The sequence below is a fragment of the Glycomyces luteolus genome, from assembly GCF_027622875.1.
Classification (GTDB): domain Bacteria; phylum Actinomycetota; class Actinomycetes; order Mycobacteriales; family Micromonosporaceae; genus Glycomyces; species Glycomyces luteolus.
The window spans coordinates 13545-36793 of the sequence record NZ_JAPZVP010000010.1 but is presented as its reverse complement, the minus strand read 5'-3'; the positions used below and the strand labels follow the sequence as shown (position 1 = coordinate 36793).

Genomic DNA, 23249 nt, shown 5'->3' with positions numbered 1-23249 from the left:
CGCCGGTCCCCTGGGTAGGGTGTGGCGGTGACTCCCTCTGTGCAGCGCCGGAAGGCGCCGCTGCTGCGGCGCCTCGCCGGAGTGGTGTTCTACAACCTGCCGCACCCGATGCGGCGCCGGATCGTACGGATCGCCACGCCCACCTACACGCTCGGCTCGGTCGTCCTCGTCATGGACGCGGACCGCGAACGCCTGCTCATGCTGCGCCAGCCCCCGGGGAAGCGCTGGTCGCTCCCGGCCGGCCTCCTCAACCGCCGCGAGCAGCCCATCGAAGGCGCCCGCCGCGAACTCGCCGAGGAGACCGGCATCGAGGCCGAACTCGACGAACTGGTCCCCGCGAACCCCTGCGCGGTCGTCCACACCTCAGGCCGCTGGGTCGACAACGTCTTCCACCTCGAGCGCGACCCCGAGACCACGCAGATCCTCGTCGACGGCCACGAGGTCTGGGACGCCGGATGGCACCCGGTCGACGACCTCCCCGAAATGACCCGTGCGACCGCGAAGCTCCTGGCCCACTACAAGATCGGCCCGCTCGCCTAGCGCAGCCCGGGTCGTGCCGACCCGCTCGCCTACGCCAACCGCAGCAGGACCCCGGTCGCGTCGTCATGCCGCTTCGCCTCGGGATGGAACCGCGTATCGGCCTCGCCGTGCTCCCTGACGAGCTCGACCAATCCCTCCACCCCGACCTCCGCGACCCGCTCGAACAGCTCCGGCCACGAGTACCCGTACCGCTCGACGAGCCGCGTCAACCCGTCGGTGCACAGCAGCACCTCGCTCACCTCGCCGATCGCCAGCGACCCGGTGAGCGCCTGCGAAGCGGCCCGGTAATCCGCGGCCGCCACCCAATACCCGCCCTCTCGATTCCGCACCGACTCGACATACGCGATCGGCCAGCGCCGCACCCCGCCCACCGACTCGGCAGGCACACCGTCGAGACGCGCCAACCTGTCATCCGACCGAAATTCGACCCGACCCTCGCGATCGCGCCACGCCACAGTGCAGTCCCCGAGAAGCAGCCAATCGAGCCGATCCCCCTCTCGCCGGACCAGCCCCACAGTCGACCCCGGTGTCACGGGATTGCCCAGATCGCAGGTCCCCGCCTCAAGATGCGCCTCCCCGATCTCGGCGATCGCCTCCGCGAGCACCCGCCGCAACCCACCCCCAGGCGACCCGATCCGACGCCCCACCGCAGCCCCGAGCCGCCGCACGAACCAGGGCACATCGTGAACACAACCATCGTCCGGATACCGGGTGATCCCGTCGAGCACCAGCGCCGACTCAGCCCAGACCAGAAAGTGATCCTCATTCGGGGCGCCGCCACCAGGCGAGGAGAACGCGGAAACCTGCATACGGCCATCCTGCCGTGCAACGACTGGGAACGAGATGGCCGATACGCCGGGTTCTGTCGTTGAGCGGCCATCCATCTAGGCGCGCCATCGCTGGCGCGCTCGAGCGGTCTACCCGCGAAGGTAAGGCGAGGCGTCGCTTTCGCGCGCATCGACCGGTTTCGGGCGGGCAGCCCTCGAACCTTCGCGCAGAGCCTCACGGCTCCTCTTGACCTTGCTCCGGGTGGGGTTTACCGAGCCGCCACCGTCACCGGCGGCGCTGGTGGTCTCTTACACCACCGTTTCACCCTTACCGGCCCGAAGACCGGCGGTCTGCTTTCTGTGGCACTGTCCCGCGGGTCGCCCCGGGTTGCCGTTAGCAACCACCCTGCCCTGTGGAGCCCGGACGTTCCTCGCCGGATGTGGTCTCCCGCATCCGCCGCGACCGCCTGGCCATCTCGTTCCAGCGCTCAAGCGTACGCTGCCTGAGCCATGAATCTGCTCCAGGTCTCCGCACTGCTCATCGCCGGTCTGCTCGGCGGCGGGCTCAACGCCGTGGCCGGAGGCGGCTCGCTCATCACCTACCCGACCCTGATGGCGGTCGGCGTGCCGCCGCTCCTGGCGAACGCCACGAACGGCATCGCGGTCGCGCCCGCCTACACGGCCGCCGCGGTCGGCTCCCGCGAGAACCTCCGCGGCCAGAAGCGCCGCGCGCTGACGCTCATCCCGACCGCCCTGGTCGCGTCGGTCTGCGGAGCACTGCTGCTGCTGAACACGCCGCATTCGGTGTTCGAGACGATCGTGCCGTTCCTGGTGCTCGCGGCGACCGTGCTCATGGCGATCGGCCCGTGGGTCAACCGGAGGGTGACCAAGCTCAACGGCGGCCGCGCACTCCACCCGGCGGTCCTCCACATCGGGGTGTTCGCCGGGTGCCTCTACGGCTCGTACTTCAACGCCGCCCTGGGCCTGATCCTCATGGCCGTGATCGCCATGGGCGTCTCCGAGACGCTCGGCCGCGTGGGCGCCCTGAAGAACTTCTGCACGATGCTCGTCGGCGTCGTCACCAGCGTCATGTACGGGATCTGGGCCGACGTCGCGTGGTGGGCGATCGGCGTGCTCGTGCCCGCCACGTTCATCGGCGGGTACATCGGCGCGCGGATCTTCCAGCGGATTCCCGAACGGCCGCTGCGGATCGCGATCGTCGTCTACGGCCTCGTGCTCTCCGCGGTCCTCCTGGTCCGCTCGCTCTGATCCAGACCACTTCCCGGAACTCCGGTGACGGGAGCGGCGCGGGCGCGGAAGAATAGGCCTATGCCGACGCTCCGAATCGCACTCGCCCAGGACAACCCCATCGTGGGCGACCTCGACCACAACGCCGACCTCATCCGCCGGGCCGCCTCCGCGGCCACGGCCGCCGGGGCGCACCTGCTCGCGACCGGCGAGCAGTCCCTCACCGGCTACCCGGTCGAGGACCTCGCGCTGCGCCACTCCTTCGTGGAGGCCAGCCGCGACCGCCTCGTCCGACTCGCCGAAGAGATCGCCGCGGACGGGAACGGATCGCTGCCCGTCGCCGTCGGATATCTGGACGCGGACGGACCCATCGGTTCCACCACAGGTCACGGCATCCGAAACGCCTTGGCGCTGCTTCAGGACGGCAAGGTCCTGTTTCGCTACTACAAGCATCATCTTCCGAACTACGGCGTCTTCGATGAGGACCGTTGGTTCGTCGCGGGCCACGAACTGCACCTCGCGCGCATCGGCGGGGTGGATGTGGCCTTCACCGTCTGCGAAGACGTGTGGGGCGGCGTGCCGTTCACCGTCGCCGAGGAGGCCGGCGCGGGCCTCGTGGTCAACATCAACGCCTCGCCGTACGAGCAGGGCAAGCACGAGCGCCGACTCGCGGTCGTCAAGGAGCGGGCCGCCGGTCTCGGCGCCCCGGTCGCGTACCTCAACACCGTGGGAGGCCAGGACGACCTGGTGTTCGACGGCGGTTCGATCATCGTCGCCGCGGACGGCTCGGTCCTCTCCAGCGCCCGCCGCTTCGCCTCCGAGCTGCTCGTCACCGATGTCGAGTGCCCGGCTTCGGGAGGCCGCGACATCGCGAACCACTCCTCGGAGCTGATGAGCACCGCGCTCCACGTCCTCTCCGCCGAGCCGAAGGTCCTGGAGACCCGCGTCGAGCCGTCGTTCGCGCCCGAGCTGGGCCACCACGAAGAGGTCTGGGAGGCCCTGCGCCTCGGTCTGGCCGACTACGTGAACAAGAACGGCTTCCCTTCGGTGCTGATCGGTCTCTCCGGCGGCATCGACTCGGCGGTCACCACCGTCCTGGCGCGCGACGCGATCGGCGCCGACCGCGTCTTCACCGTCGCGAACCCGAGCCAGTTCTCGTCGCAGCACTCGCTCGACGACGCCGCCGACCTGGCGGAGCGGTGCGGCATCACGCACGTCGTGGAGCCGATCCAGCCGATCGTCGACGCGTACCTCTCCGAGATCGCCGTCTCGGGGCTCGCCCTGGAGAACCTGCAGGCCCGCGTGCGCGGCGTGATCTGGATGTCCCTGTCGAACCAGCACGGGCACCTGGTGCTCGCGGCGGGCAACAAGAGCGAGTACGCCGTGGGCTACTCGACGCTGTACGGCGACTCGTGCGGCGGCTTCGCGCCGATCAAGGACGTGCTGAAGACCCTCGTCTACGAGCTCGCGAACTGGCGCAACGAGAAGGCCCGCAGCCTCGGCGAGACCGAGCCGATCCCCGAGAACATCATCATGAAGCCGCCGAGCGCGGAGCTGCGGCCCGACCAGCTCGACTCCGATTCGCTGCCCGACTACGCGGTGCTCGACGGCATCCTCGTCGGCTACGTGGACGGCGACGCGGGACGCGAGGATCTAGTAGAGCAGGGCTACCCCGCCGAGGTCGTCGAGCGCATCGCCGGGCTCGTGGACCGCGCCGAGTACAAGCGCCGCCAGTCCGCTCCGGGCACGAAGATCACCGTGAAGTCGTTCGGTCGGGACCGGCGCCTGCCGATCACGAACCATTTCCGCGGAAAGCCCGGTCGAGGGAAGTAGTAGCTGGATCACCCGGCCCTCGGGCCTGTGCCGATTTACGGCTCGCAAGCTTCGCCGAGGGGTTATTTGTCACAGCAAGCGCTTCGCCGGATGACAAGGACATCGATGAGCGTTAGTTTGGATCGGTATTACCCGGGGACCGGCCTGGCCGGCCACGAGGAGATTCTGGAGCAGCGACGATGACGTCCTCATCGATTTCCCCTGACGAGATCCCGAGCCTGTACGGGCCGGGCAAGAACGTCAAACGCGTCCGCACCCGCCACCTCATCGAAGCCAAAGAGCGCGGTGAGAAGTGGGCGATGCTGACTTCCTACGACATGTACACGGCCGCCCTCTTCGATGAAGCCGGTATCCCGGCGCTGCTCATCGGCGACTCGGCGGCGAACAACGTCTACGGCTACGAGACGACCCTGCAGATCTCGGTCGAGGAGCTCGTGCCGCTGGTCGCGGCCGTCGCCCGCTCGACCCAGCGGGCGCTCGTCATCGCCGACCTGCCGTTCGGGTCCTATGAGACCGGCCCGGCCCAGGCCCTCGAGACCGCCGTGCGGTTCATGAAGGCCGGGGCCCACGCCGTCAAGCTCGAAGGCGGCCGCCGCATGGCCGAGCAGATCCGGGCCCTCACCAACGCGGGCATCCCCGTGATGGGCCACATCGGCTTCACACCGCAGAGCGAGCACGCGGTGGGCGGCTACCGCGTGCAGGGCCGCGACGCCCAGGCCGCCGAGGTCGAGGCCGATGCGCACGCCGTCGCCGAGGCCGGCGCGTTCGCCGTGGTCCTGGAGATGGTCACCTCGTCGGTCGCCGCCGAGATCACCAAGCAGATCCCGATCCCGACAGTAGGCATCGGCGCGGGTCCCGACACGGACGCGCAGGTCCTCGTCTGGCAGGACATGGCCGGGCTTCGGCGCGGCCGCCCGCAGCGGTTCGTCAAGCGCTACGCCGAGGTCGCCGACGTCCTGCAGGACGCCGCGAAGGCGTTCGCGGACGAGGTGCGGGCCGGGGAGTTCCCCACGAAGGCCCACAGCTTCGAATAAGGCGTGAGTCTGGTCGCCTTGCCCTTTGGGCGAGGCGGCCTTTCGCGTAGCGTCTCCGTACGTGAACGACGCGATCCTGCTGTTCGACTACGACGGCACCGTGCGGCTCGGCTCCGAGCACGCGACCCATTACGCCCGTCTCGTGGCCTCCCACCTCGACGCCGTGGACGAGCGCGCCTTCCTGGCCGCGCACGCCGCCTTCGTCGCGGGCAAGCCCACGACCGCCTCCACTTTCGACGCCTACGACGCCGACAACGCGGTGCGCCGGCTCGCGGGCGAGTACGGCGTCGACGAGTCGATCCGCCACGACGCGTATGTCGAGACGCGCAAGCGCATGGCCGCCGGTGATTTCGAGATCTGGGCGCCGAAGGGCTTCCAGGAGTTCATCTGGAGCCTGCCGCGCGGCATCGAGGTGGCGCTGGTGACGAACGCCCCCGCGGCGGGCCTGGAGGACACCCTCGAGCGGCTGGGTCTCGACGGCCTTTTCGATCACGTGATAGGTGACGCCGGCAAGCCCGAAGGACTCGATTCGATCATCGACGAGCTGCTGGAGGAGCGCCCCGCCGAGGCGCTGCTGAGCATCGGCGACATTCCCCGCAACGACCTCGCCCCCGCCGCCGATCGCGGCTGCGCGACCGCGTACATCGACCACTACGGGCGGCCGTGGCCGCGCGCCACGGTCTCGGCGGCGTCCCTTGAGGAGCTGTACCCGTTCATCCACCGCTGGGTGACCGAGCGCAAGTGACGCTCGCCGGGCCGCGCAGCGCGTGAACCCTGCTTGTCGCACCCACGCTTTATGCTGGGAATGCGCCCTGAGCCGACCGATCCCCGGCTCAGGGCGTCCTTTCGTTCAAGGGTGCTTTACGCGGCGATCGCGTCGCCGACCTTGATCGTCACCGGCTCGCTGATCCGCACATATACGCCGAAGTGATTGCCCAGCTCGGTAATGATGTGCTTGTGCAGGTCCTTGTCGCGGACGTTGGCGCCGTTCGGGTCCCAGCTCGGGAGCACGCACCGCTCGCAGGGCTTCTGCAGCGTGAACTCGTGCTCGCCCAAGCGGATTGCCAGGCCGGGTTCGAGCGCGGTCTCCGCGAACGGCTCCAGGTCGGCGTCCACGATCACGTTCGGCCGGAACCGCATCGCGTCGATGTCGCGGCCCAGCTGCTCGCTGAGCTTGCGCACACTCGCCTCGAAGACCACGAGCATCCGGCCGTAGTCGCGCTTGACCTTGCGGATCTCCACGCCCTTCTCAGCGTCGACGGTCTCGGCCAGCCGCTCGGGGAGCCCGGCCTCATCGGCGCCCCAGGCGGCCCCGCCCGGCTCGTACAGCACCGGTTCGCCCGAGACCGCGTCGGCGCAGCCGCACTGCGCGGGCCAGGCCGCCTCCCAGCCCATCAGCTTCGGGTGGCTGCCGCCCCACACCGCCTTGTCCGAGCCCGGCTCGAACACGCCGAACAGCCGGTCCCCGGCCAACCCGTCGAAATCGACCACCGCGGAACGAAGCGACTCGCCCCGCAGCCCTTTGAGGGGGTAGCGCCACAACTCTTTGATCTCGCCTGCGAACATGCTCACCAATGTACCTAGGCTCACGTTTTAACGGCCATCTACCACATTCAGTTAAGCCTCGCAAGCTCGCCAAGGCCGGTTAACGTCAGTGACATAAACAGGTGAGACAATTGCGGCCCCAGGACCTAGGAGGACACACCATGGAACGCCAGAAGGAGTTCGTGCTTCGCACGCTCGAAGAACGCGACATCCGCTTCGTGCGGCTGTGGTTCACGGACGTCCTCGGCACGCTCAAGTCAGTGAGCGTCGCGCCCGCCGAGCTTGAATCCGCCTTCGACGAGGGCATCGGCTTCGACGGCTCCGCCATCGAGGGCTTCGCGCGGGTCTACGAGTCGGACATGGTCGCCATGCCCGACCCGACCACGTTCCAGGTCTTCCCGTTCGAGGGCCGCGGCATCGGCGAGTCCGCCCGCATGTTCTGCGACATCCTCACCCCCGAAGGCGCACCGTCCTGGGCCGACCCGCGCCACGTGCTGCGCCGCTCGCTCTCCAAGGCCGCCGACCGCGGATTCACGTTCTACGTGCACCCCGAGATCGAGTTCTTCCTGTTCAAGGACATCTTCCCGGAGACCGGCGACAAGCCCGAGCCCGTCGACGACGGCGGCTACTTCGACCACACCACGCACTCCGTGGCCCGCGACTTCCGCCGACAGGCGATCCTCGCCCTCGAGCGCATCGGCATCTCCGTCGAGTTCTCGCACCACGAGGTCGCCCCCGGCCAGCAGGAGATCGACCTCCGCTACGCGGACGCGCTCACCACCGCCGACAACATCATGACGTTCCGGCACACCATCAAGGAGGTCGCTCTGACCTCCGGCGTGACCGCCTCCTTCATGCCCAAGCCGTACAACACGCAGCCCGGCTCCGGCATGCACAGCCACCTCTCGCTCTTCGAGGGCGAGGACAACGCCTTCCACGACCCGGGCGACGAGCAGCGGCTCTCCAAGACCGCGAAGGCCTTCATCGCCGGGCTCCTGCGCCACGCGCCCGAGTTCACCGCGATCACCAACCAGTGGGTCAACTCCTACAAGCGCCTGTTCACCAGCCCGCAGCCCGGCCAGATCTCCGAGGCGCCCTCGTACGTCTCGTGGGGCAAGGCCAACCGCTCCGCGCTCGTGCGCGTCCCGGCCTACGGCAAGCCGAACTCGGCCCGCGTCGAGATCCGCTCGCTCGACTCCGCGACCAACCCTTACCTCGCCTACGCCGTGCTCCTCGGCGCCGGCCTCAAGGGCATCGAAGAGGGCTACGAGCTGCCCCCGGGGACCGAGGACGACGTTTCGGCGCTCACCAGCGCCGAGCGCACCGCGGCCGGCTACCAGCCGCTCCCGGGGAACCTCGCGGAGGCGCTCGACGCCATGGAGTCCTCCGAGCTCGTCGCCGAGGTCCTCGGCGAGCACGTGTTCGACTACTTCCTGAAGAACAAGCGCCAGGAGTGGGAGGACTACCGCACCCAGGTGACGGCGTTCGAACGCAAGCGGTACATCAACTTGTGACCGATTAGCATGGGGGAGTGACCACCGCACTCGTCATCGAGAACGACCCCGCGCAAGGGCTCGGGCGGGCCGCCGCCTGGCTCGCCGAAGCCGGTATGGAATTCGACACGGTGCGGCCCCACCTCGGTGAGGCCGTACCGAACTCCGCCGGTGGGCACGACGCGCTCATCGCCCTCGGCGGCGGCCGCGGCAAGGACTGGGCCGACGACCTCACCGGGCTCATGGAGACCGCGGTCGCCGACACCACCCCGGTGCTCGCCATCTGCTCCTCTTCGCGGATGCTCGCCGTCGCTTTCGGCGGTGCGGTCGAGGACCGCGATGAGCCCTTCGGGCCCCGGATGCTCGCCAAGCGCGACGCCGCCGGACGCGACCTGATCTTCGGCCCGGCCCCGATGACCCTCGACGTGATCCGCTGGCGCCGCCAGGAACTCGTCGAGCTCCCGCCGGGGGCCACGCTGCTCGCGGCCTCCCCGCAAGGGGCGCTCGAGGTCTTCCGCATCGGCGACACGGCCTGGGGCGTCCAGTCCCACTTCGAGTTCACCCCTGAGCAGCTCGCGGGCTTCGGCGCCTTCGACCAAGCCGCGCTCGCCAAGGCCGCCGAGGTGGACGAGCACATCGTCGCCACCTGGAAGCCGATCCTCCAGCGGTTCGCGCGCGTCACCGCGGGCGAGCGGAAGGCGCTGCCGGTACTCGATGCCTGAATCGGAGAAGAGCGCGAACACTGACGAGGCCCGACTCGCCGTCATCGAGGCGAGCAACGCGCTGGGCGACTTCATGCGCGCCCACCCCGAGACGGAGGCCGCGCTCACCGAGGACGAGGAGGCCGGGCTCGCCCGCATCCGCGAAGCGGGCGCGTTCGGGCTCAACGCCGCGTGGAAGGCGAACCTGCTGCGGATCGCCGCCCGCGACCTCACCGGCGGGACGGACCTTCGCGCCACCTCGGCCGCCTTGTCCCGCTTGGCGGACGCGGTGCTCGCCCGCGGCCTCGAACTCGCCCGCGACGAGCTGGACTCCTCTGACAGCGCCGGTGAGACCAGGCTCGCGGTCGTCGCCATGGGCAAGACCGGCGCGGAAGAGCTCAACTACGTCTCCGATGTGGACGTCGTGTTCGTCGCCGAAGGCGACCTCGACCTCGCCACCCGGCAGGCCGCTCGCATGATCCAGATCGTCGGCCCCGCGACCTGGCCGGTCGACGCGGGCCTGCGGCCCGAGGGCCGCCACGGCGCGCTCGTGCGCTCGATCGACTCCTACCTCGCGTACCTCAAGGACTGGGCCCGCACCTGGGAGTTCCAGGCGCTCTTGAAGGCCCGGCCCGCCGCGGGGGACCTCCAGCTCGGGCTCGACTGGCTCGCGGCCGTGCAGCCGTTCATCTGGGGCGCGGCCGACCGGCCCGGCGTCGTGGCCGACATCCGCGACATGCGCCGCAAGGTCGCCGAGTCGGTGCCGCGCGCCGAGCGCCGCTTCGAGATCAAACTCGGCCCGGGCGGCCTGCGCGACATCGAGTTCGCGGTCCAGCTGCTCCAGCTCGTGCACGGCCGCGGCGACGCGACCCTCCGCGTGCGGTCCACCCTGGAAGCGCTCGAGGTGCTGGTGGCCGCCGGGTTCCTGTCGCGACGCGACGGCGACGAACTCGCCGACACTTACGTCTTCCTGCGCACCGTCGAGCACCGGCTGCAGCTCCAGCGGCTGCTGCGCACGCATCGCGTCCCCGAAGGCGGCGAACCGCTTCACCACCTCGCCCGGACCCTCGGCTACAAGACCGACGAGGCGTTCCTCGCGGCGTGGCGCGCCCACGCGACCACCGCGCGCCGCCTGCACGAGAAACTGCTGTACAAGCCGCTGCTCGACGCCGTGACACGGGTGCCCACGCACGAACTGCGCATGACCGAGTCCGAGGCCGCCTCGCGTCTGGCCGTGCTCGGGTTCGCCGACCCCGCGAGCGCGCTCACGCACATCAAGCAGCTCACCGCGGGCGTCTCGCGCACGGCCACAGTGCAGAAGGCCCTGCTTCCGGTCGTGCTCCACGAACTCGCCGACTCGCCCGAGCCCGACCGCGGGCTGCTCGCGTACCGGCAGGTCTCCGACAAGCTCGGCTCGACGCCCTGGTACTTGCGGCTGCTGCGCGACGGCGGCCCGGCGGCGGTGCGCCTCGCCCGGCTCCTCGGCACGTCCCGCTACTTCACGAGCCTGCTGCTCCATGTGCCGCAATCGCTTCGGTACCTCTCGGACAACGCCGACCTCACGCCGCGCTCGCGCGCCGAACTCACGATGGGCATGAGCCAGGCCGCCGCGCGGCACACCGAGCCCACCGCCGCGATCGGCGCGGTGCGCGCGATCCGACGCCGCGAGCTCATCCGCATCGCGGCCGCCGACCTCCTCGGGCTCCTCGACGACCAGGCCGTGGGCCTCGCGCTCTCCGACCTCACCGACTCGGTGCTCGACTCGGCCCTCCAGATCGCCTCCCGCGACGTCCCGGACGCCCCGCCGATCGCCGTGATCGGCATGGGCCGCTTGGGAGGGCGCGAGACCGGCTTCGGCTCCGACGCCGACGTCGTGTTCATCCACACCGGAGAGAGCGACGCGAGCCGCAAGGCCGCCACCAAGATCGTCGAATCGGTGCGCGCGCTCCTGGCGGCCCCGACCGCCGACCCTCCACTCCAGATCGATCTCGACCTGCGGCCCGAGGGCAAGGGCGGCTCGATCGCACCGAGCTTTGCCGCGTACCAGCGGTATTACGCGGACCGGGCGCGGCTGTGGGAGCGCCAGGCGCTGCTGCGGGCGCGGCCGGTCGCGGGGGACCCGGGGCTGTGCGAGGCTTGGACCGCGTTCGCGGACGGGGTGCGGTACCGGCCCGGCGGGCTGACCGAAGCCGAGCGGACCGAGTTCCGGCGGGTGAAGGCGCGGGTCGACTCGGAGCGGCTGCCGCGAGGCGCGGACCCCAACGGCCACACCAAGCTCGGGCGCGGGGGGCTGGTCGACATCGAGTGGACCGCGCAGCTGCTGCAACTCGAGCACGGGGCCGACGTCTCGATGCACACGACACGGACGGTGCCCGCGTTGGAGGCCGCCGCGGCGGCCGGGTACCTGAGCCGCTACGACCTGGCGGCGCTGCGCGAGGCCTGGGAGTTCGTGTCGCGGGTGCGCAACGACATGACGCTCGCGCGGGGCGTCCCGCGCGACGACCTGCCGCGCTCGGGTCCCGAGCTCGCGGCGCTGGCGCAGACCCTCGGCTTCGGCGAGGACACCGAGCGGTTCCTCAATCATTATCGAAGGCTCACGCGTCGCGCCCACGACGCGGCGCACCGGATCGTCTACGAGCGTTGAGCGCCGGCCGGGGCCGGTTCACCTCCGCGACCGAGTCGACCGCCCTCGCGAGCCCCGACCGCCGTCGCACACCGGCGTCCGCGAGACTTGCATTTCACTCGATGCGGTGAACTTCGGCCGCTAGGGTTCGTTGGGCGGCGGTTTTCGTCGGGCGGGCGCGACATGATCGCGGCGGAGACGTACTTTCCCCTCTGGTGGTGGGTGGGGGCTATGGACGGCAGTTGCCGCGAGCCGAATTCGGAGGTGCGGATGATCGACTACACCGTGATCGGTCCCGATGGGGCCGAGGACAAGAGCGGCAGCGCCGAAGACCTGCGCGCGGCCGCTGCCCCCGAGGACACCTTCGTCTGGGTCGAGCTCGACGCCCCTGGTTCCGAACGACTCACCGCCGCACTCGAGGCGCTGGGCCTCGACCGCTTCAGCACCGACCCCGCGCACCCGATCCACCGCCGCCCCAAGGTCGAGACGGTCGAGGGCGCGGTGCTCGTCCTCGTGAAGACCGTCTGGTACATCGAGTCGACCCGGCAGGTCGAGACCGGCGACCTCACCTTCTACAGCGACGGCCGCTCGCTCGTGACCCTCCGCCGCGGCGTCGTCGATCCCGTTCCCGCCGTGCGCCGCCGCCTCGCCGCCGAACCCGAGCTCCGCGCCGAGGGCCTGCCCGGTGTCGTCCACGCCCTGTTCGACGCGATCGTCAAGCAGTACGACGGCGCGGTCGAGGATCTCGCCGACGACGTGAGCGACCTCGAGCGCGCGATCTTCTCCGGCGAGCGCATCGACCGCAACCAGGAGATCTACTTCCTCATCCGCGAGACCCTCGAGTTCCAGAACGCGGTGCGCCCGCTCGTGCCGTTCGCCCGCTCGCTCAAGCAGCGGCACGGCGGCGCGGGCGTGCTGCAGCACAAGGGATTCGGCACGGTCGCGGCGCACCTCATCCGCGTGGACGCCACGATCGAGACCTGCATGAGCCTCCTGACGACCGTGCTCACCGCCCATCAGGGCCAGATCGGCACCTGGCAGAACGAGGACACGAAGAAGATCTCGTCGTGGGCCGCGATCGCCATCGCGCCCACCATCATCGCCGGGATCTACGGCATGAACTTCGACGACATGCCCGAACTCCATTGGGTGGTCGGCTACCCGTTCGCGCTGTTCCTGATGGCGGCCGTGTGCGTTCTGCTGTACCGCGGCTTCCGGCGCAACGGCTGGCTCTGAGGTCCGGGGCCCGCCTCGGGGGGACGAGTGAGGGGCGGTACCGCCGCGTCCGCACTCGACTCGCGAGTGCGCCGCGAGGGTGCCGCCCCTCTGGCCCTGCCTGCCTTCGCAGACCACTGTAGCGGTGCCGTGCAACGCGAAAGTGTGGAGGCGGCGGTCGCGCTGCGTCGCAATAGCACGCTCCCATTCCCGACTTACCGGGCTATTGAAATTTTTCAATGCAAATCCTTGACTTCGATCTGCGTTCACGTAAAAATAAAGATACCTATCAGTTAAGTCTCTTTACTTTTCGGGAGGAACGTTGAGACGACTGAACACCAGACGGATGATCGCAGCGCTCACCGCGGCCCTGGCCGTGATGACCGCCGGCGTGATCTACACCGTCGCCAACCCCCTCGCCTCCGCCGCGACCGCCTGCTCCGCCGCCTGGTCCGCGTCCAAGGTCTACGTCGGCGGCGACACCGCCAGCCACAAAGGCACCGAATACCGCGCCAAGTGGTGGACCCAGGGCGAGATTCCCGGCACCACCGGCGAATGGGGCGTCTGGGAGTCCAAGGGCGCCTGCGGCGGCGGCACCGACCCCACCCAGTCCGCGAGTCCCACCGCGGCCCCGACCGAGCACCCCACCGGCAACCCCGGCCAGGGCGGCAAGATCAACGCGGCCTACTTCACCGAGTGGGGCGTGTACGGCCGCAACTACCACGTCAAGAACATCGTCTCCTCCGGCTCGGCCGAGGACCTCACCCACATCGTGTACGCGTTCGGCAACGTCAAGAACGGCCAGTGCACGATGGACGACTCGTACGCGGCGATCGACAAGGCCTACACCGCCGACCAGTCGGTCGACGGCAAGGCCGACACCTGGGACCAGCCCCTCCGCGGCAACTTCAACCAGCTCAAGAAGCTCAAGCAGATGTACCCCGACCTCCAGATCCTCTGGTCCTTCGGCGGCTGGACCTACTCCGGCGGCTTCGGCCAGGCCGCGCAGAACCCGGCGGCCTTCGCCGAGTCCTGCTACAACCTGCTGCACGACTCGCGCTGGAAGGGCGTGTTCGACGGCATCGACATCGACTGGGAGTACCCGAACGCCTGCGGCCTGACCTGCGACGCCAGCGGCACGAACGCGTACCCGAACCTGATGAGCGCCTTGCGGAGCAAGTTCGGGAACGAGCTCGTCACCTCGGCGATCACCGGCGACGGCAACGCGGGCGGCAAGATCGACCTGGGCGGCTACGGCAAGGCCGCGCAGTACGTCGACTTCTACATGGTCATGACCTACGACTACTTCGGCGCCTGGGACACGGACGGCCCCACCGCGCCGCACGCGCCGCTGAACAGCTACAGCGGCCAGCCGATCGCGGGCTTCGACGGCGCCACCGCCATCGCCAAGCTCAAATCCCTCGGCATCCCATCCGAGAAACTCCTGCTCGGCTTCGGCTATTACGGCAGAGGCTGGACCGGCGTCACCCAATCGACGCCCGGAGGATCGGCCACCGGCCCGGCCCCCGGCACCTACGAAGCCGGCATCGAGGACTACAAGGTCCTCGTGAACGAATGCCCCGCAACGGGAACCGTCGCGGGCACCGCTTACGCCTACTGCAACGGCGAATGGTGGAGCTACGACACCCCCGCCACGATCGCGACCAAGACGGCCTGGGCCAACGGCCAGGGCCTCGGGGGCGCGTTCGCCTGGGAGCTCTCCGGCGACACCAGCGACGGCGACCTCGTCAGCGCCATCGCCGCCGGAATCAACTAGCGCCGCAAGCTGACCCGCCAGGCCGGTGGGACCCTCGGGTCCCGCCGGCCGCTCGCGCCTCAGGCGACGATCATCAGCCACAGCACCGCGACGCTCAATGCCAGGAACAGCAGCGGACCGTAGAAGTTGTGGAAGACCCGGTGCCTGATGTGGAGCGCCGTCGCCAGCAAGAAGAACACCACGAGCCCCACCGAGGCCGCGATCCCCAAGGGCCGCCAGAACAACCCGACCGCGAGACCCGCCGCGGCCGCGCCCTTCACCAGTCCGAGGAACGGCAGCATCGAGTCGGGCACACCGACGGCGTGCGAGTTCCGCTTGACCCAATCGGCCTGCATGAAGTTCGCGACGGACTCGATCGCGTTGAACAGGATGTTGACAAAGGTGACGGTGACGAGCGCGATGACCATGACGGCGGCTTCCTGAAGCGGTTCCGGTTGACCCCTTCAGTCTCCGAGGCCCCACGAGCGCCGTCCAATACATGCATCGATAACCTCCGGTTATGGATGTGGACACCAGGCTCCTCCGCTACTTCCGGGCCGTCGCCGAGGAAGGCAACCTCACGAAGGCCGCGGCGCGCCTCTACATCTCGCAACCGGCGCTGACGAAGCAGATCCGCCAACTCGAGGACCAACTCGGCGCGACCCTCTTCGAGCGCTCCAGATCCGGTATGGCCCTCACCGGACCCGGTTCGGCGCTGGCCGAATCGATCGACGCGGTCCTCGACGCCTGGGACCGGGCCGAACGCGCCGTGCGCGCCGCCGATGCCGAGGCGTCCAAAGTGCTCAGAGTCGGTTTCCTCGCCAGCGCCGCCAACGAGAAGACCCAGGCGATCCTCGCGGCCTTCCGTAAGCGCAGGCCGGATTGGCGGGTCGAGCTGCGCCAGGCGAGCTGGGGCGCGCCCGCCGCGGCGCTGGCCTCCGGCGAGGTCGTGGCGGCGTTCATGCGGCTGCCGTTCCCGAACCAGGAGGACTGTCACCTGCTGGAGCTGCTGACCGAGCCCCGCTGCGTGGCGATGGCCGCGAACCATCCACTGGCGCAACAGGAAACGCTTCGGTTCGAGGACCTCCTCGACGAGCCTGTCATCGCGGCCCCGGGAGCGACCGGCGCCTTCCGCGACCATTGGATCGGCGCCGAGGCGCGAGGCGGCCGTCCGGTGAAGATCGGCGCGGTCACCGAGCACCCGGACGACTGGCTGACCGCCATCGCCAACGGCGACGGCATCGCCCTCGCGCCGGAGAGCGCCGCCCGCTACTACGCCAGGCCCGACATCGCCTACCGCCCGCTCACCGGCATCACTCCGAGCACAGTGGCCCTGGTATGGCCCAAAGCGGCGCGACCGACCAGTGTTCTAGGGGACTTCATCGCCGCCGCCCGCGAGGCGGCGGACCGGCGTTGAACCCCCCAGTTCGGTGCCGGTCCGCCATTTCTTGCGGTGTGAGGCCTTATTTGACGAGCTTGGCGGGCAGGGTCGCCCAGTGCATCGGGTACTCGAGCGGGCCGCGCTTGAGGAACCGCTTCCAGATCGGGGCGAAGATGAGCATGGCCACGACGAAGACCGCCCACATCCTCCAGCCGGTCGCGTAGCCGACCTCGTTGGCAGGGTGGTCGATCAGGAACCAGACGGCCGCGATGTGGGCCACGTAGGCCGTGAGCGACATCGAGCCGACCGCGATGAGCGGGGCGAACCAGAACCGCAGCTTGCCGAAGCGTCCCAAGAGGAGCACGAGACCGGCGATGATCGTGAACGCGACGCCGATGTTCCCGGCCAGTTCGAACGGCATGTTCGAGTGCGGGCTCGCGGCCACCAGGCTGGTCCAGTCGAAGCCGCCGCCCATGCCCTTGTCGCCGGGCATCAAGTCGTAGATGGAAGCATGCTCGGCGTCGAAGGCCTTCCACTGCTCCTCGGTCCAGTTCTCGGTGTCCTTGCCCTCCAGGGCCTTCGACATGGCCTGGTCGAAGGCCGACCATTTCGCGTCCATCGCCGACGTGTCAGCCGAAGGCAGGAACTTCCCGATCAGCCAGGCGCCGCCGTAGCCGAGCAGGGCCAGCGCCGGGCCGATGATCAAGAGCCGCACCTGGATCGCGAGCTTCGTGAGGTCGAGCTTGCCGATCGCCATGCCCGCGAACATGTACGCCATCCACGCGATGCCCGGGTAGGTGCCGTTGATCAGGAGCGAGGTCACGCCTTCACCGCTCCACATCGCGAGCGGGTCCTTCGCGTCGATCGCCTCCATCCACGAGGTGTCGGACGACCACGCCCACTGGATGATCATCGGCCCGCCGATGCCGAAGACGACCGCGAGGATCGCGAGCGTCCGCGTCCGCAGTTTGATGAACGGCAGCGCGAGCAGGAAGAACAGGCCGTAGTACGCCAGGATCACCACGATCGAGGTGCCCAGAGCGACCAGCCACGAACCGAGGGCCAGCAGCAGCACCGAGCGGAGGGCGATCCGCACCACCGCCTGCCGCATCGGCCGTCCGGTCTTGGGGCGGCTCCCGCCCGCGATGAGCACGAGCGAGAGTCCCGCGAGGGTCGCGAACAGCGCCGAGGAGCGCCCGTGGGGGATCTCCATGAGGAAGCTCTTCCACGTGCCCGACTCTTCCGCCCAAGGCCCGACGTGCGAGTAGTACATGCCGAACACGGCGAGGGCGCGGGCGGCGTCGAGGCCCACGATGCGGCCGATGGACGCGTCGCGGGCGGGCGGCTCCTCCGGCTCGGCCGCGATCGCGCGCGGCTTGAAGGCGATGATGTTGGTCATGACGCCAGCGTGCGGCGGTCGGCGGCCCGTTCCCATCCGGCGATGCGCGGGACCGGGCCCGCTGCCGGGCAGCAACCGACCCGCCGTCCGGCCGGAACGCACCCGCCGATCGGCGGGTCTTGCCCACACCTCCCGGTTCCGGGGAGGCGGGAAGTGGCCGGAACGTGCTACCAATCGTCACAGCGAAAACGAGAGGAGGCCGCACATGATCCGGGTACTGGTCGTCGACGACGAGGCCCTCATCCGCACCGGCTTCCAGCACATCCTGAACGCCGCGGGCGACATCGAGGTGGTCGCCGCCGTCTCGGGCCGCCAGGCGCTCGCCGAGGTCGGGCGCCTCCATCCCGACGTGGTGCTGCTCGACATCCGCATGCCGGACGTGGACGGCCTCACCGTGCTCAAGCGCCTCCGGGCCCTCCCCAGGCCGCCGGTGGTCGCCATGCTCACCACCTTCGACACCGACGAGTACGTGGCCGCCGCGCTGCGCATGGGCGCGGCCGGGTTCCTCCTCAAGGACACCGACCCCGAGCACCTCGCCCTCCAGGTGCGCACGCTCGCCTCCGACGGCGTGGTGCTCTCCCCGAAGGTCACCTCCACCGTCGTCGACGGCTACCTCGCCGGGCGGACGCCCACGGGCGGTCTCGTCGAGCGCCTGAGCGCCCGCGAGCGCGAGATCCTCGTGCTCCTCGCGGACGGCCTCTCGAACGGCGAGATCGCCGCCCGGCTCTACCTCGGCGTGGGCACCGTCAAGGACCACGTGAGCGCGATCCTCACGAAACTCGAGGTCTCCGGCCGGGTCCAGGCCGCCCTCGCCGCCGAACGCGCCGGGCTTCTGCGGGACCGCGGGTGAACCGGTTGCGGCGCTGGTGGCGCCCCTGGATGACCGACGTGCTGCTCGTGGCGGTGAGCGCCTTCGACGTCTGGTTCGTCTACTGGTGGCTCGAAGCGACCTGGGACGTGTGGTTCATGGGCGCGGGCGTCTTCGCGCTCCTGCTGCGCCGCCGCTGGCCCCTCGCGGTCTTCCTCCTGACGATGCCGACCGCGTACTTCATGGGCCCGGCCGCGGCCCCGCTCGTCGCCTTGTTCACCCTCGCGTCCCGCACCCACCGGCGCTGGCTGCTCGCCGCCTGCACAGCGGTCCTCGCGCTCTGCATGATCTGGCCGGTCGGCACCGGCATCGCGGACCTGCCGGTCGACTCGTGGCTCCTCGCGGACGCCGCGTACGCGCTGGCCCCGGCCGCGGCGGCGGCGTTCCTCGGCCAGTTCGTGCAGATCCGGCACCAGCTCTCGGCGCGGCTCGCGGAGATCACCGAAGCGCGCGAGCACGAGCAGCTCATGGCCACGCAGAAGGTCCTCTCGGAGGAGCGCGCGCAGCTCGCCCGCGAGATGCACGACGTGGTGTCGCACCAGGTCAGCCTGATCGCGGTCCGCGCGGGCGCGCTCCAGGTGAGCACCGCCGACGCGGAGGCGAAGGAAGCGGCCGGAACCATCCGCAAACTGAGCGTCCGCACCCTCGACGAGCTGCGGCACATGGTGAACGTGCTGCGCGCGGGCGGCTCCGGCCCCACCGAGCTCGCTCCGCAGCCGACACTCGCGCAGCTCGCGGACCTGGTCGCGGGCAGCGGCATCGAGGCGACCCTGCGCATCGGCCCGCACCCGGAACTCGGCCCGCCCGCCGAACGCGCGATCTACCGCACGGTCCAGGAATCGCTGACGAACGTCCGCAAGCACGCCCCGGGCGCGAGCGCCGAGGTCGCGATCGCCCACGAGAGCGGCGGCGTCACCGTCACGATCACCAGCACCGCGCCCACCCGCCCCACCGTGCCGCTGCCGAGCTCCCGGCACGGCCTCCTGGGCCTCCACCAGCGCGCCGCCCTCCTCGGAGGCACCCTCACCTGGACCGCCACCCCTGACGGCGGCTGGCGCAACACGCTGACCCTCCCGGTGTGACGGTTTCCGCGCGTCCCGCCGCGGGTACCTTCCGCGCATGGCGACGCAGACCCTGCACATCAACGGCCACGACCTCGAGCTCTCCAAGATCGAGAAGGAGCTGTACCCGCGCGACCACGTCAGCAAGGGCGACATCGTCGAGCACTGCCGGGCCGTAGCGGAGACGATGCTCCCGCACCTGGCCGACCGGCCGCTGACACTGCGCCGCTTCCCCGACGGCATCGACGACTCCGGGTTCTTCCAGAAGCACGCCTCCGGCTACTTCCCCGACTGGGTCCGCACCGAGACGATGCGCGCGGAAGGGGGCACGGTCGACTACGTCGTGTGCGACGACGAGGCCACCCTCGTCTACCTCGCGAACCAGGCCGCCATCGAATTCCACATCTGGCCCTCCACAGTCGACAAACCGGATCACCCCGACCGGTTCGTCATCGACCTCGACCCGCCCGACGGCACTCCGGTGGCGACACTCCGAGACGTCGCCCGCCGGGCCCGCGACCTGTACGCCGACGTCGGCTTGACGCCGTTCGTACAGGCCACGGGCGGCCGCGGCTTCCACGTGGTCGCGCCGCTCGACCGCTCCGCCGACTTCGAATTCGTCCGCGACTTCGCCTCCGAACTCGCCGACCGCCTCGCCGCCGCCGACCCCGACCACCTGACCACCGCGCAGCGCAAACTGAAGCGCGGCGAGCGGATCTTCCTGGACTGCAACCGGAACGGCTACGCCCAGACGTTCATCTGCCCGTACTCGCTCCGCGCCCGACCCGGCGCGCCCGTGGCCACACCGCTCGACTGGGACGAGCTGGGCCGCGCGACCCCGAACGGCCAGGACCCCGCCTCCATCCGCAGGCGCCTCGCCCGCAAGACCGACCCGTGGGCCCGCATCGACGACCACGCCGCGTCCGCGATCGACGCCCGCGAACGCCTCCTCGCCCTGGGGGACTAGCCCCGGCGTCCGAGGCCACTCGGGACGGGGCGAACTAAGATCGAGCGGTCACCCCCTCCTCCCGACCGCCTAGGACGCGCCGTGAAGACTCCCCTCGAAACCGAGGCCCCCGCCCGCAAGCGGCGCTGGCTGCGCCCCGTCGTCATCGTGCTCAGCGCCCTCCTCGTCCTCGCCCTCGGCGGGATCGGCGCGGCGGGCTGGTACTTCTCCGGCGAGGTCATCAACGTCTCGCACGAAGAAGACCCGTACGGGCTCACCGTCATCGCCGCCGACGGCGCCACGGTGACGCTGCCGCACACCGACGCCACCGAGCAGACCGGCACGTGGGGACTCCAGTGGGAGGACGGCCAGGCGGTGCTCGGGGAGGTCCTCGCCAGCGACGCCGAGACCGTCACCCGCGCGGTCGACTCGGTCCTCTTCGGCGAACTCGCCGCCGGCACGCAGGCCCGCATGGACAAATGGACCTTCCGCGACGACCCGAAGACCGGCCTCGGACTCGACTTCGAGAACGTCGACGTCCCGACCGACCTGGGGGACATGCCCGCCTGGTACGTACCGAGCGCGGCCGCCTCCGCCAACGCCGGCACCTGGGTCGTCACCGTCCACGGCCGCAACGCCGCTCCCGCGGAGACCCTGCGCGGCATCGGCCTCTACGCGGAGCGCGGCCACCCCGTCCTCGCCGTCACCTACCGCAACGACGAAGGCGCCCCCAAGGCCCCCAACGGGATGCACAGCCTCGGCGAGTACGAGAGCGAGGACGTGATCGCCGCCGTCGACTACGCGCTCGCGAACGGCGCGACGTCCGTCATCCTCCACGGCTGGTCCATGGGCGGCGCCGTCATCGCCACCGCCTACCGCCACCTCGACGACCCTTCGGTCGTCAAAGGACTCGTCTTCGACTCGCCCGTGATGGACTGGAACTCCACCCTCGACATGCAGGCCGCCGACCGGAACGTCATCGCCCCGATCACATGGGCCGCCAAGCGCATCGTCGAATTCCGCGCGGACATCGACCTGGACGACCTCGACCAGCGCAACGTCGCCTCCGACTTCGACCTCCCGATCCTGCTGTTCGTCGACACCGCCGACGAGACCGTCGACCACACCGCGACCCTCGATTTCGCCGAGCTGCTCGACCCCGCGCAGACCACCGTCATGGAGACCGCCTCCGGCCACACCGCGTCCTGGAACGAGGACCCGGCCGCCTACGCCGCGACCCTGGAGTCCTATCTCGCTTCCCTCTGACCGGCCTGAAATTCGGCCGTTGACCTGTGCATCCGCCACTTCGCGCGCGGGAGGAAATGTCGTACCCCCCGTCTAGAGTCGTACCTAGAGCACGACGAACGGAGTGGATGCATGAACGTCACCCCAAGCCCGCGCATCGCACAGCGCAACCCCCGCGGCCTCACCAACCGCGACCTCGCCCTCATGGTCCTGGAGGAGGCCGACCGGGCCGACACCGCCGAATCGCACCTCGAGGTCCTCGCGCCCGCCGCCGAATCATGGCACCGCCTCGCCTCCGCGCGAGGCACCTTCTCCGCTGCCGACGCGGCGAAGATCCTCTCCCGCGACCCGGCCATCGACCTCGGCCAGAACCGTCTGTTCAGGACGCTCGGCGACCTCCGCTGGGCCTACCGCCAACGGCGCGACCGCGCCTGGCGCGCCCGCCAGTCCGCCGTCGACGCCGGCTGGCTCACCGAGATCCCGCAGTCCCACCACCACCCGCGCACCGGCGAACTCCTCCTGGACGCACCGCAGCTGCGCATCACCCTGAAGGGCCTCTCCGAACTGCGCCAGCGCCTCGGCACCGCAGCCCCGCTGCCGCTCAAGCGCGACAACGACCGCGCCCGGCCCGAGGACAACCGCCCGTAACCGCCAGTGGGCCCGATCGCCCCGCAAAGCGATCGGGCCCGGCGCTCACCCGCGCCCTGCGAGACTGGCCCGGTGAACCGACCCCGCGTCATCGCAACGGATCTCGACGGCACCCTCCTCGCCCCCGGAGGCATTCTCACCGCACGCTCCCGCCTTGCGCTGCAAGCCGCCCGAGCCCAAGGCATCGCCGTGCTCGCGGTGACGGCCCGCCCGCCCCGGGTCTTCGACGCATGGCCCGACCTCGCCGCCTCACTCGACGCCGCGATCTGCTCGAACGGCGCGATCGTCTACTCCCTTACCCGGCGCGAGATCGACTCGACCCGCACCCTCGAGCCGGAAACCGCTGCGGCCGTGGCGAAGACGCTCCGGGCCGCCCTCCCCGGCGTCAAGACCGCGGTCGAGACCGGCTTCGAGGTCGTCGCCGAACCGGGCTACCGCAAAGTGGACAGCGTCGGCGACAATCGCGTCTTCGTCGAGGACTTCGGCGAGATCTTCACCGCCGCCGCCCCGATCGTGAAACTGCTCGTCCACGACGCCGACGGCCGCGCCGACGCGATGCTCACCGCCGCCCGCGACCTCGCGCTCCCCGGCGTGCACGTCTCCCACTCGGGCGGCGAAGGCCTGCTGGAGATCACCGCCGCCGACGTCTCCAAATCCACCGCGCTCGCCGCCTGGTGCACCGCTCGCGGCATCGCATCGGCTGAGGTGGCCGCATTCGGGGACATGCCCAACGACGTCCCGATGCTGCGCTGGGCGGGCCGGTCCTACGCCGTCGCCGGTGCCCACCCCGAAGCGGCCGCGGCCGCCACTCACCGCTGCGGACCGAACGACGACGACGGCGTCGCCCGCGCGATCGAGACGCTCTTGCTTGCCGCTAGCGCCCGCCGCCGCGCCGGGAACCGGCCCCTTCGCACATGACCTTCGGCACCAATCTGCGCAAAAACCT

Annotated in this window: 21 protein-coding genes and 1 other RNA gene; 17 read left to right on the top strand and 5 right to left on the bottom strand. The window is 70.1% G+C overall.

The genetic code is table 11. The annotated features are described in order from the left end of the window. Positions 1-39: 39 nt before the first annotated feature. Positions 40-540 (top strand): NUDIX hydrolase, encoded by a 501-nt coding sequence (locus O1R50_RS14025; protein ID WP_408612694.1) that lies wholly within the window; start codon positions 40-42, stop codon positions 538-540. Between the two features lie 29 nt (positions 541-569). Here the strand turns inward: O1R50_RS14025 and O1R50_RS14020 are convergent, their stop codons facing one another. Beyond that, positions 570-1349 (bottom strand): protein phosphatase 2C domain-containing protein, encoded by a 780-nt coding sequence (locus O1R50_RS14020; protein WP_270110695.1) that lies wholly within the window; start codon positions 1347-1349, stop codon positions 570-572. Between the two features lie 26 nt (positions 1350-1375). Beyond that, positions 1376-1786, bottom strand: an RNA gene (gene rnpB, locus O1R50_RS14015) — RNase P RNA component class A. A gap of 31 nt (positions 1787-1817) precedes the next feature. Between rnpB and O1R50_RS14010 the strand changes: the two genes are divergently transcribed. The 4 genes from O1R50_RS14010 to O1R50_RS13995 all read left to right on the top strand — a co-directional run bounded on the left by O1R50_RS14010 (position 1818) and on the right by O1R50_RS13995 (position 6167). Next, positions 1818-2576, top strand: a complete 759-nt coding sequence (locus tag O1R50_RS14010; RefSeq protein ID WP_270110694.1) for a sulfite exporter TauE/SafE family protein — start codon at positions 1818-1820, stop codon at positions 2574-2576. Positions 2577-2636: 60 nt separating this feature from the next. After that, positions 2637-4388 carry an NAD+ synthase gene (locus O1R50_RS14005; RefSeq protein WP_270110693.1) on the top strand — a complete coding sequence of 584 codons (1752 nt, stop codon included), beginning with the start codon at positions 2637-2639 and terminating at the stop codon, positions 4386-4388. 179 nt (positions 4389-4567) lie between these two features. After that, complete coding sequence (gene panB, locus O1R50_RS14000; protein WP_270110692.1) at positions 4568-5422, top strand: 3-methyl-2-oxobutanoate hydroxymethyltransferase; 855 nt, start codon at positions 4568-4570, stop codon at positions 5420-5422. A 61-nt stretch (positions 5423-5483) separates the two neighbouring features. Further along, the gene (locus O1R50_RS13995) at positions 5484-6167 is read left to right on the top strand and encodes an HAD family hydrolase (protein ID WP_270110691.1); all 684 of its coding nucleotides are present in this window, start codon (positions 5484-5486) and stop codon (positions 6165-6167) included. Positions 6168-6283: 116 nt separating this feature from the next. Here O1R50_RS13995 and O1R50_RS13990 read toward each other — a convergent pair whose 3' ends face one another. Beyond that, positions 6284-6988, bottom strand: a complete 705-nt coding sequence (locus tag O1R50_RS13990; protein ID WP_270110842.1) for an MOSC domain-containing protein — start codon at positions 6986-6988, stop codon at positions 6284-6286. Positions 6989-7128: 140 nt separating this feature from the next. Here O1R50_RS13990 and glnA point away from each other — a divergent pair, with 140 nt between their 5' ends. The 5 genes from glnA (at position 7129) to O1R50_RS13965 (ending at position 14776) form a co-directional block, all read left to right on the top strand. Then, the gene (gene glnA, locus O1R50_RS13985) at positions 7129-8481 is read left to right on the top strand and encodes a type I glutamate--ammonia ligase (protein ID WP_270110690.1); all 1353 of its coding nucleotides are present in this window, start codon (positions 7129-7131) and stop codon (positions 8479-8481) included. Positions 8482-8498: 17 nt separating this feature from the next. Then, complete coding sequence (locus O1R50_RS13980; RefSeq protein ID WP_270110689.1) at positions 8499-9182, top strand: type 1 glutamine amidotransferase; 684 nt, start codon at positions 8499-8501, stop codon at positions 9180-9182. Then, positions 9175-11805, top strand: coding sequence for a bifunctional [glutamine synthetase] adenylyltransferase/[glutamine synthetase]-adenylyl-L-tyrosine phosphorylase (locus O1R50_RS13975; RefSeq protein ID WP_270110688.1), 2631 nt, complete (start codon positions 9175-9177; stop codon positions 11803-11805). The genes O1R50_RS13980 and O1R50_RS13975 overlap by 8 nt, the downstream gene beginning before the upstream one ends. Positions 11806-12054: 249 nt before the next feature. After that, positions 12055-13020 carry a magnesium and cobalt transport protein CorA gene (locus O1R50_RS13970; protein ID WP_270110687.1) on the top strand — a complete coding sequence of 322 codons (966 nt, stop codon included), beginning with the start codon at positions 12055-12057 and terminating at the stop codon, positions 13018-13020. Positions 13021-13345: 325 nt separating this feature from the next. After that, the gene (locus O1R50_RS13965; RefSeq protein ID WP_408612693.1) at positions 13346-14776 is read left to right on the top strand and encodes a glycosyl hydrolase family 18 protein; all 1431 of its coding nucleotides are present in this window, start codon (positions 13346-13348) and stop codon (positions 14774-14776) included. Positions 14777-14835: 59 nt separating this feature from the next. Here O1R50_RS13965 and O1R50_RS13960 read toward each other — a convergent pair whose 3' ends face one another. Continuing rightward, the gene (locus O1R50_RS13960; protein WP_270110685.1) at positions 14836-15183 is read right to left on the bottom strand and encodes a DoxX family protein; all 348 of its coding nucleotides are present in this window, start codon (positions 15181-15183) and stop codon (positions 14836-14838) included. Between the two features lie 92 nt (positions 15184-15275). Here O1R50_RS13960 and O1R50_RS13955 point away from each other — a divergent pair, with 92 nt between their 5' ends. Continuing rightward, on the top strand, positions 15276-16172 hold the full coding sequence (locus tag O1R50_RS13955; protein WP_270110684.1) for a LysR family transcriptional regulator: 897 nt from the start codon (positions 15276-15278) through the stop codon (positions 16170-16172). A gap of 46 nt (positions 16173-16218) precedes the next feature. Here O1R50_RS13955 and O1R50_RS13950 read toward each other — a convergent pair whose 3' ends face one another. After that, positions 16219-17535, bottom strand: coding sequence for a DUF418 domain-containing protein (locus O1R50_RS13950; RefSeq protein ID WP_270110683.1), 1317 nt, complete (start codon positions 17533-17535; stop codon positions 16219-16221). Between the two features lie 205 nt (positions 17536-17740). Between O1R50_RS13950 and O1R50_RS13945 the strand changes: the two genes are divergently transcribed. The 6 genes from O1R50_RS13945 to O1R50_RS13920 all read left to right on the top strand — a co-directional run bounded on the left by O1R50_RS13945 (position 17741) and on the right by O1R50_RS13920 (position 23221). After that, on the top strand, positions 17741-18385 hold the full coding sequence (locus tag O1R50_RS13945) for a response regulator (RefSeq protein WP_270110682.1): 645 nt from the start codon (positions 17741-17743) through the stop codon (positions 18383-18385). Between the two features lie 29 nt (positions 18386-18414). Further along, complete coding sequence (locus O1R50_RS13940; protein ID WP_270110681.1) at positions 18415-19485, top strand: sensor histidine kinase; 1071 nt, start codon at positions 18415-18417, stop codon at positions 19483-19485. Between the two features lie 37 nt (positions 19486-19522). Further along, positions 19523-20431, top strand: a complete 909-nt coding sequence (gene ligD / locus O1R50_RS13935; protein WP_270110680.1) for a non-homologous end-joining DNA ligase — start codon at positions 19523-19525, stop codon at positions 20429-20431. 81 nt (positions 20432-20512) lie between these two features. After that, positions 20513-21676 carry an alpha/beta hydrolase family protein gene (locus O1R50_RS13930; protein WP_270110679.1) on the top strand — a complete coding sequence of 388 codons (1164 nt, stop codon included), beginning with the start codon at positions 20513-20515 and terminating at the stop codon, positions 21674-21676. 111 nt (positions 21677-21787) lie between these two features. After that, positions 21788-22303, top strand: a complete 516-nt coding sequence (locus tag O1R50_RS13925; protein WP_270110678.1) for a phage antirepressor KilAC domain-containing protein — start codon at positions 21788-21790, stop codon at positions 22301-22303. Positions 22304-22375: 72 nt separating this feature from the next. After that, positions 22376-23221: an HAD hydrolase family protein gene (locus O1R50_RS13920; RefSeq protein ID WP_270110677.1), complete on the top strand. Its 846-nt coding sequence runs from the start codon at positions 22376-22378 to the stop codon at positions 23219-23221. Positions 23222-23249: the final 28 nt, after the last annotated feature.

Coding starts and splice junctions, on each gene's coding strand:
- O1R50_RS14020 (WP_270110695.1), bottom strand. CDS start 1,349: ATGCAGGTTTCCGCGTTCTCCTCGCCTGGTGGCGGCGCCCCGAATGAG.
- O1R50_RS14010 (WP_270110694.1), top strand. CDS start 1,818: ATGAATCTGCTCCAGGTCTCCGCACTGCTCATCGCCGGTCTGCTCGGC.
- O1R50_RS14005 (WP_270110693.1), top strand. CDS start 2,637: ATGCCGACGCTCCGAATCGCACTCGCCCAGGACAACCCCATCGTGGGC.
- panB (WP_270110692.1), top strand. CDS start 4,568: ATGACGTCCTCATCGATTTCCCCTGACGAGATCCCGAGCCTGTACGGG.
- O1R50_RS13990 (WP_270110842.1), bottom strand. CDS start 6,988: ATGTTCGCAGGCGAGATCAAAGAGTTGTGGCGCTACCCCCTCAAAGGG.
- glnA (WP_270110690.1), top strand. CDS start 7,129: ATGGAACGCCAGAAGGAGTTCGTGCTTCGCACGCTCGAAGAACGCGAC.
- O1R50_RS13975 (WP_270110688.1), top strand. CDS start 9,175: ATGCCTGAATCGGAGAAGAGCGCGAACACTGACGAGGCCCGACTCGCC.
- O1R50_RS13970 (WP_270110687.1), top strand. CDS start 12,055: ATGATCGACTACACCGTGATCGGTCCCGATGGGGCCGAGGACAAGAGC.
- O1R50_RS13965 (WP_408612693.1), top strand. CDS start 13,346: ATGATCGCAGCGCTCACCGCGGCCCTGGCCGTGATGACCGCCGGCGTG.
- O1R50_RS13960 (WP_270110685.1), bottom strand. CDS start 15,183: ATGGTCATCGCGCTCGTCACCGTCACCTTTGTCAACATCCTGTTCAAC.
- O1R50_RS13955 (WP_270110684.1), top strand. CDS start 15,276: ATGGATGTGGACACCAGGCTCCTCCGCTACTTCCGGGCCGTCGCCGAG.
- O1R50_RS13950 (WP_270110683.1), bottom strand. CDS start 17,535: ATGACCAACATCATCGCCTTCAAGCCGCGCGCGATCGCGGCCGAGCCG.
- O1R50_RS13945 (WP_270110682.1), top strand. CDS start 17,741: ATGATCCGGGTACTGGTCGTCGACGACGAGGCCCTCATCCGCACCGGC.
- O1R50_RS13940 (WP_270110681.1), top strand. CDS start 18,415: ATGACCGACGTGCTGCTCGTGGCGGTGAGCGCCTTCGACGTCTGGTTC.
- ligD (WP_270110680.1), top strand. CDS start 19,523: ATGGCGACGCAGACCCTGCACATCAACGGCCACGACCTCGAGCTCTCC.
- O1R50_RS13925 (WP_270110678.1), top strand. CDS start 21,788: ATGAACGTCACCCCAAGCCCGCGCATCGCACAGCGCAACCCCCGCGGC.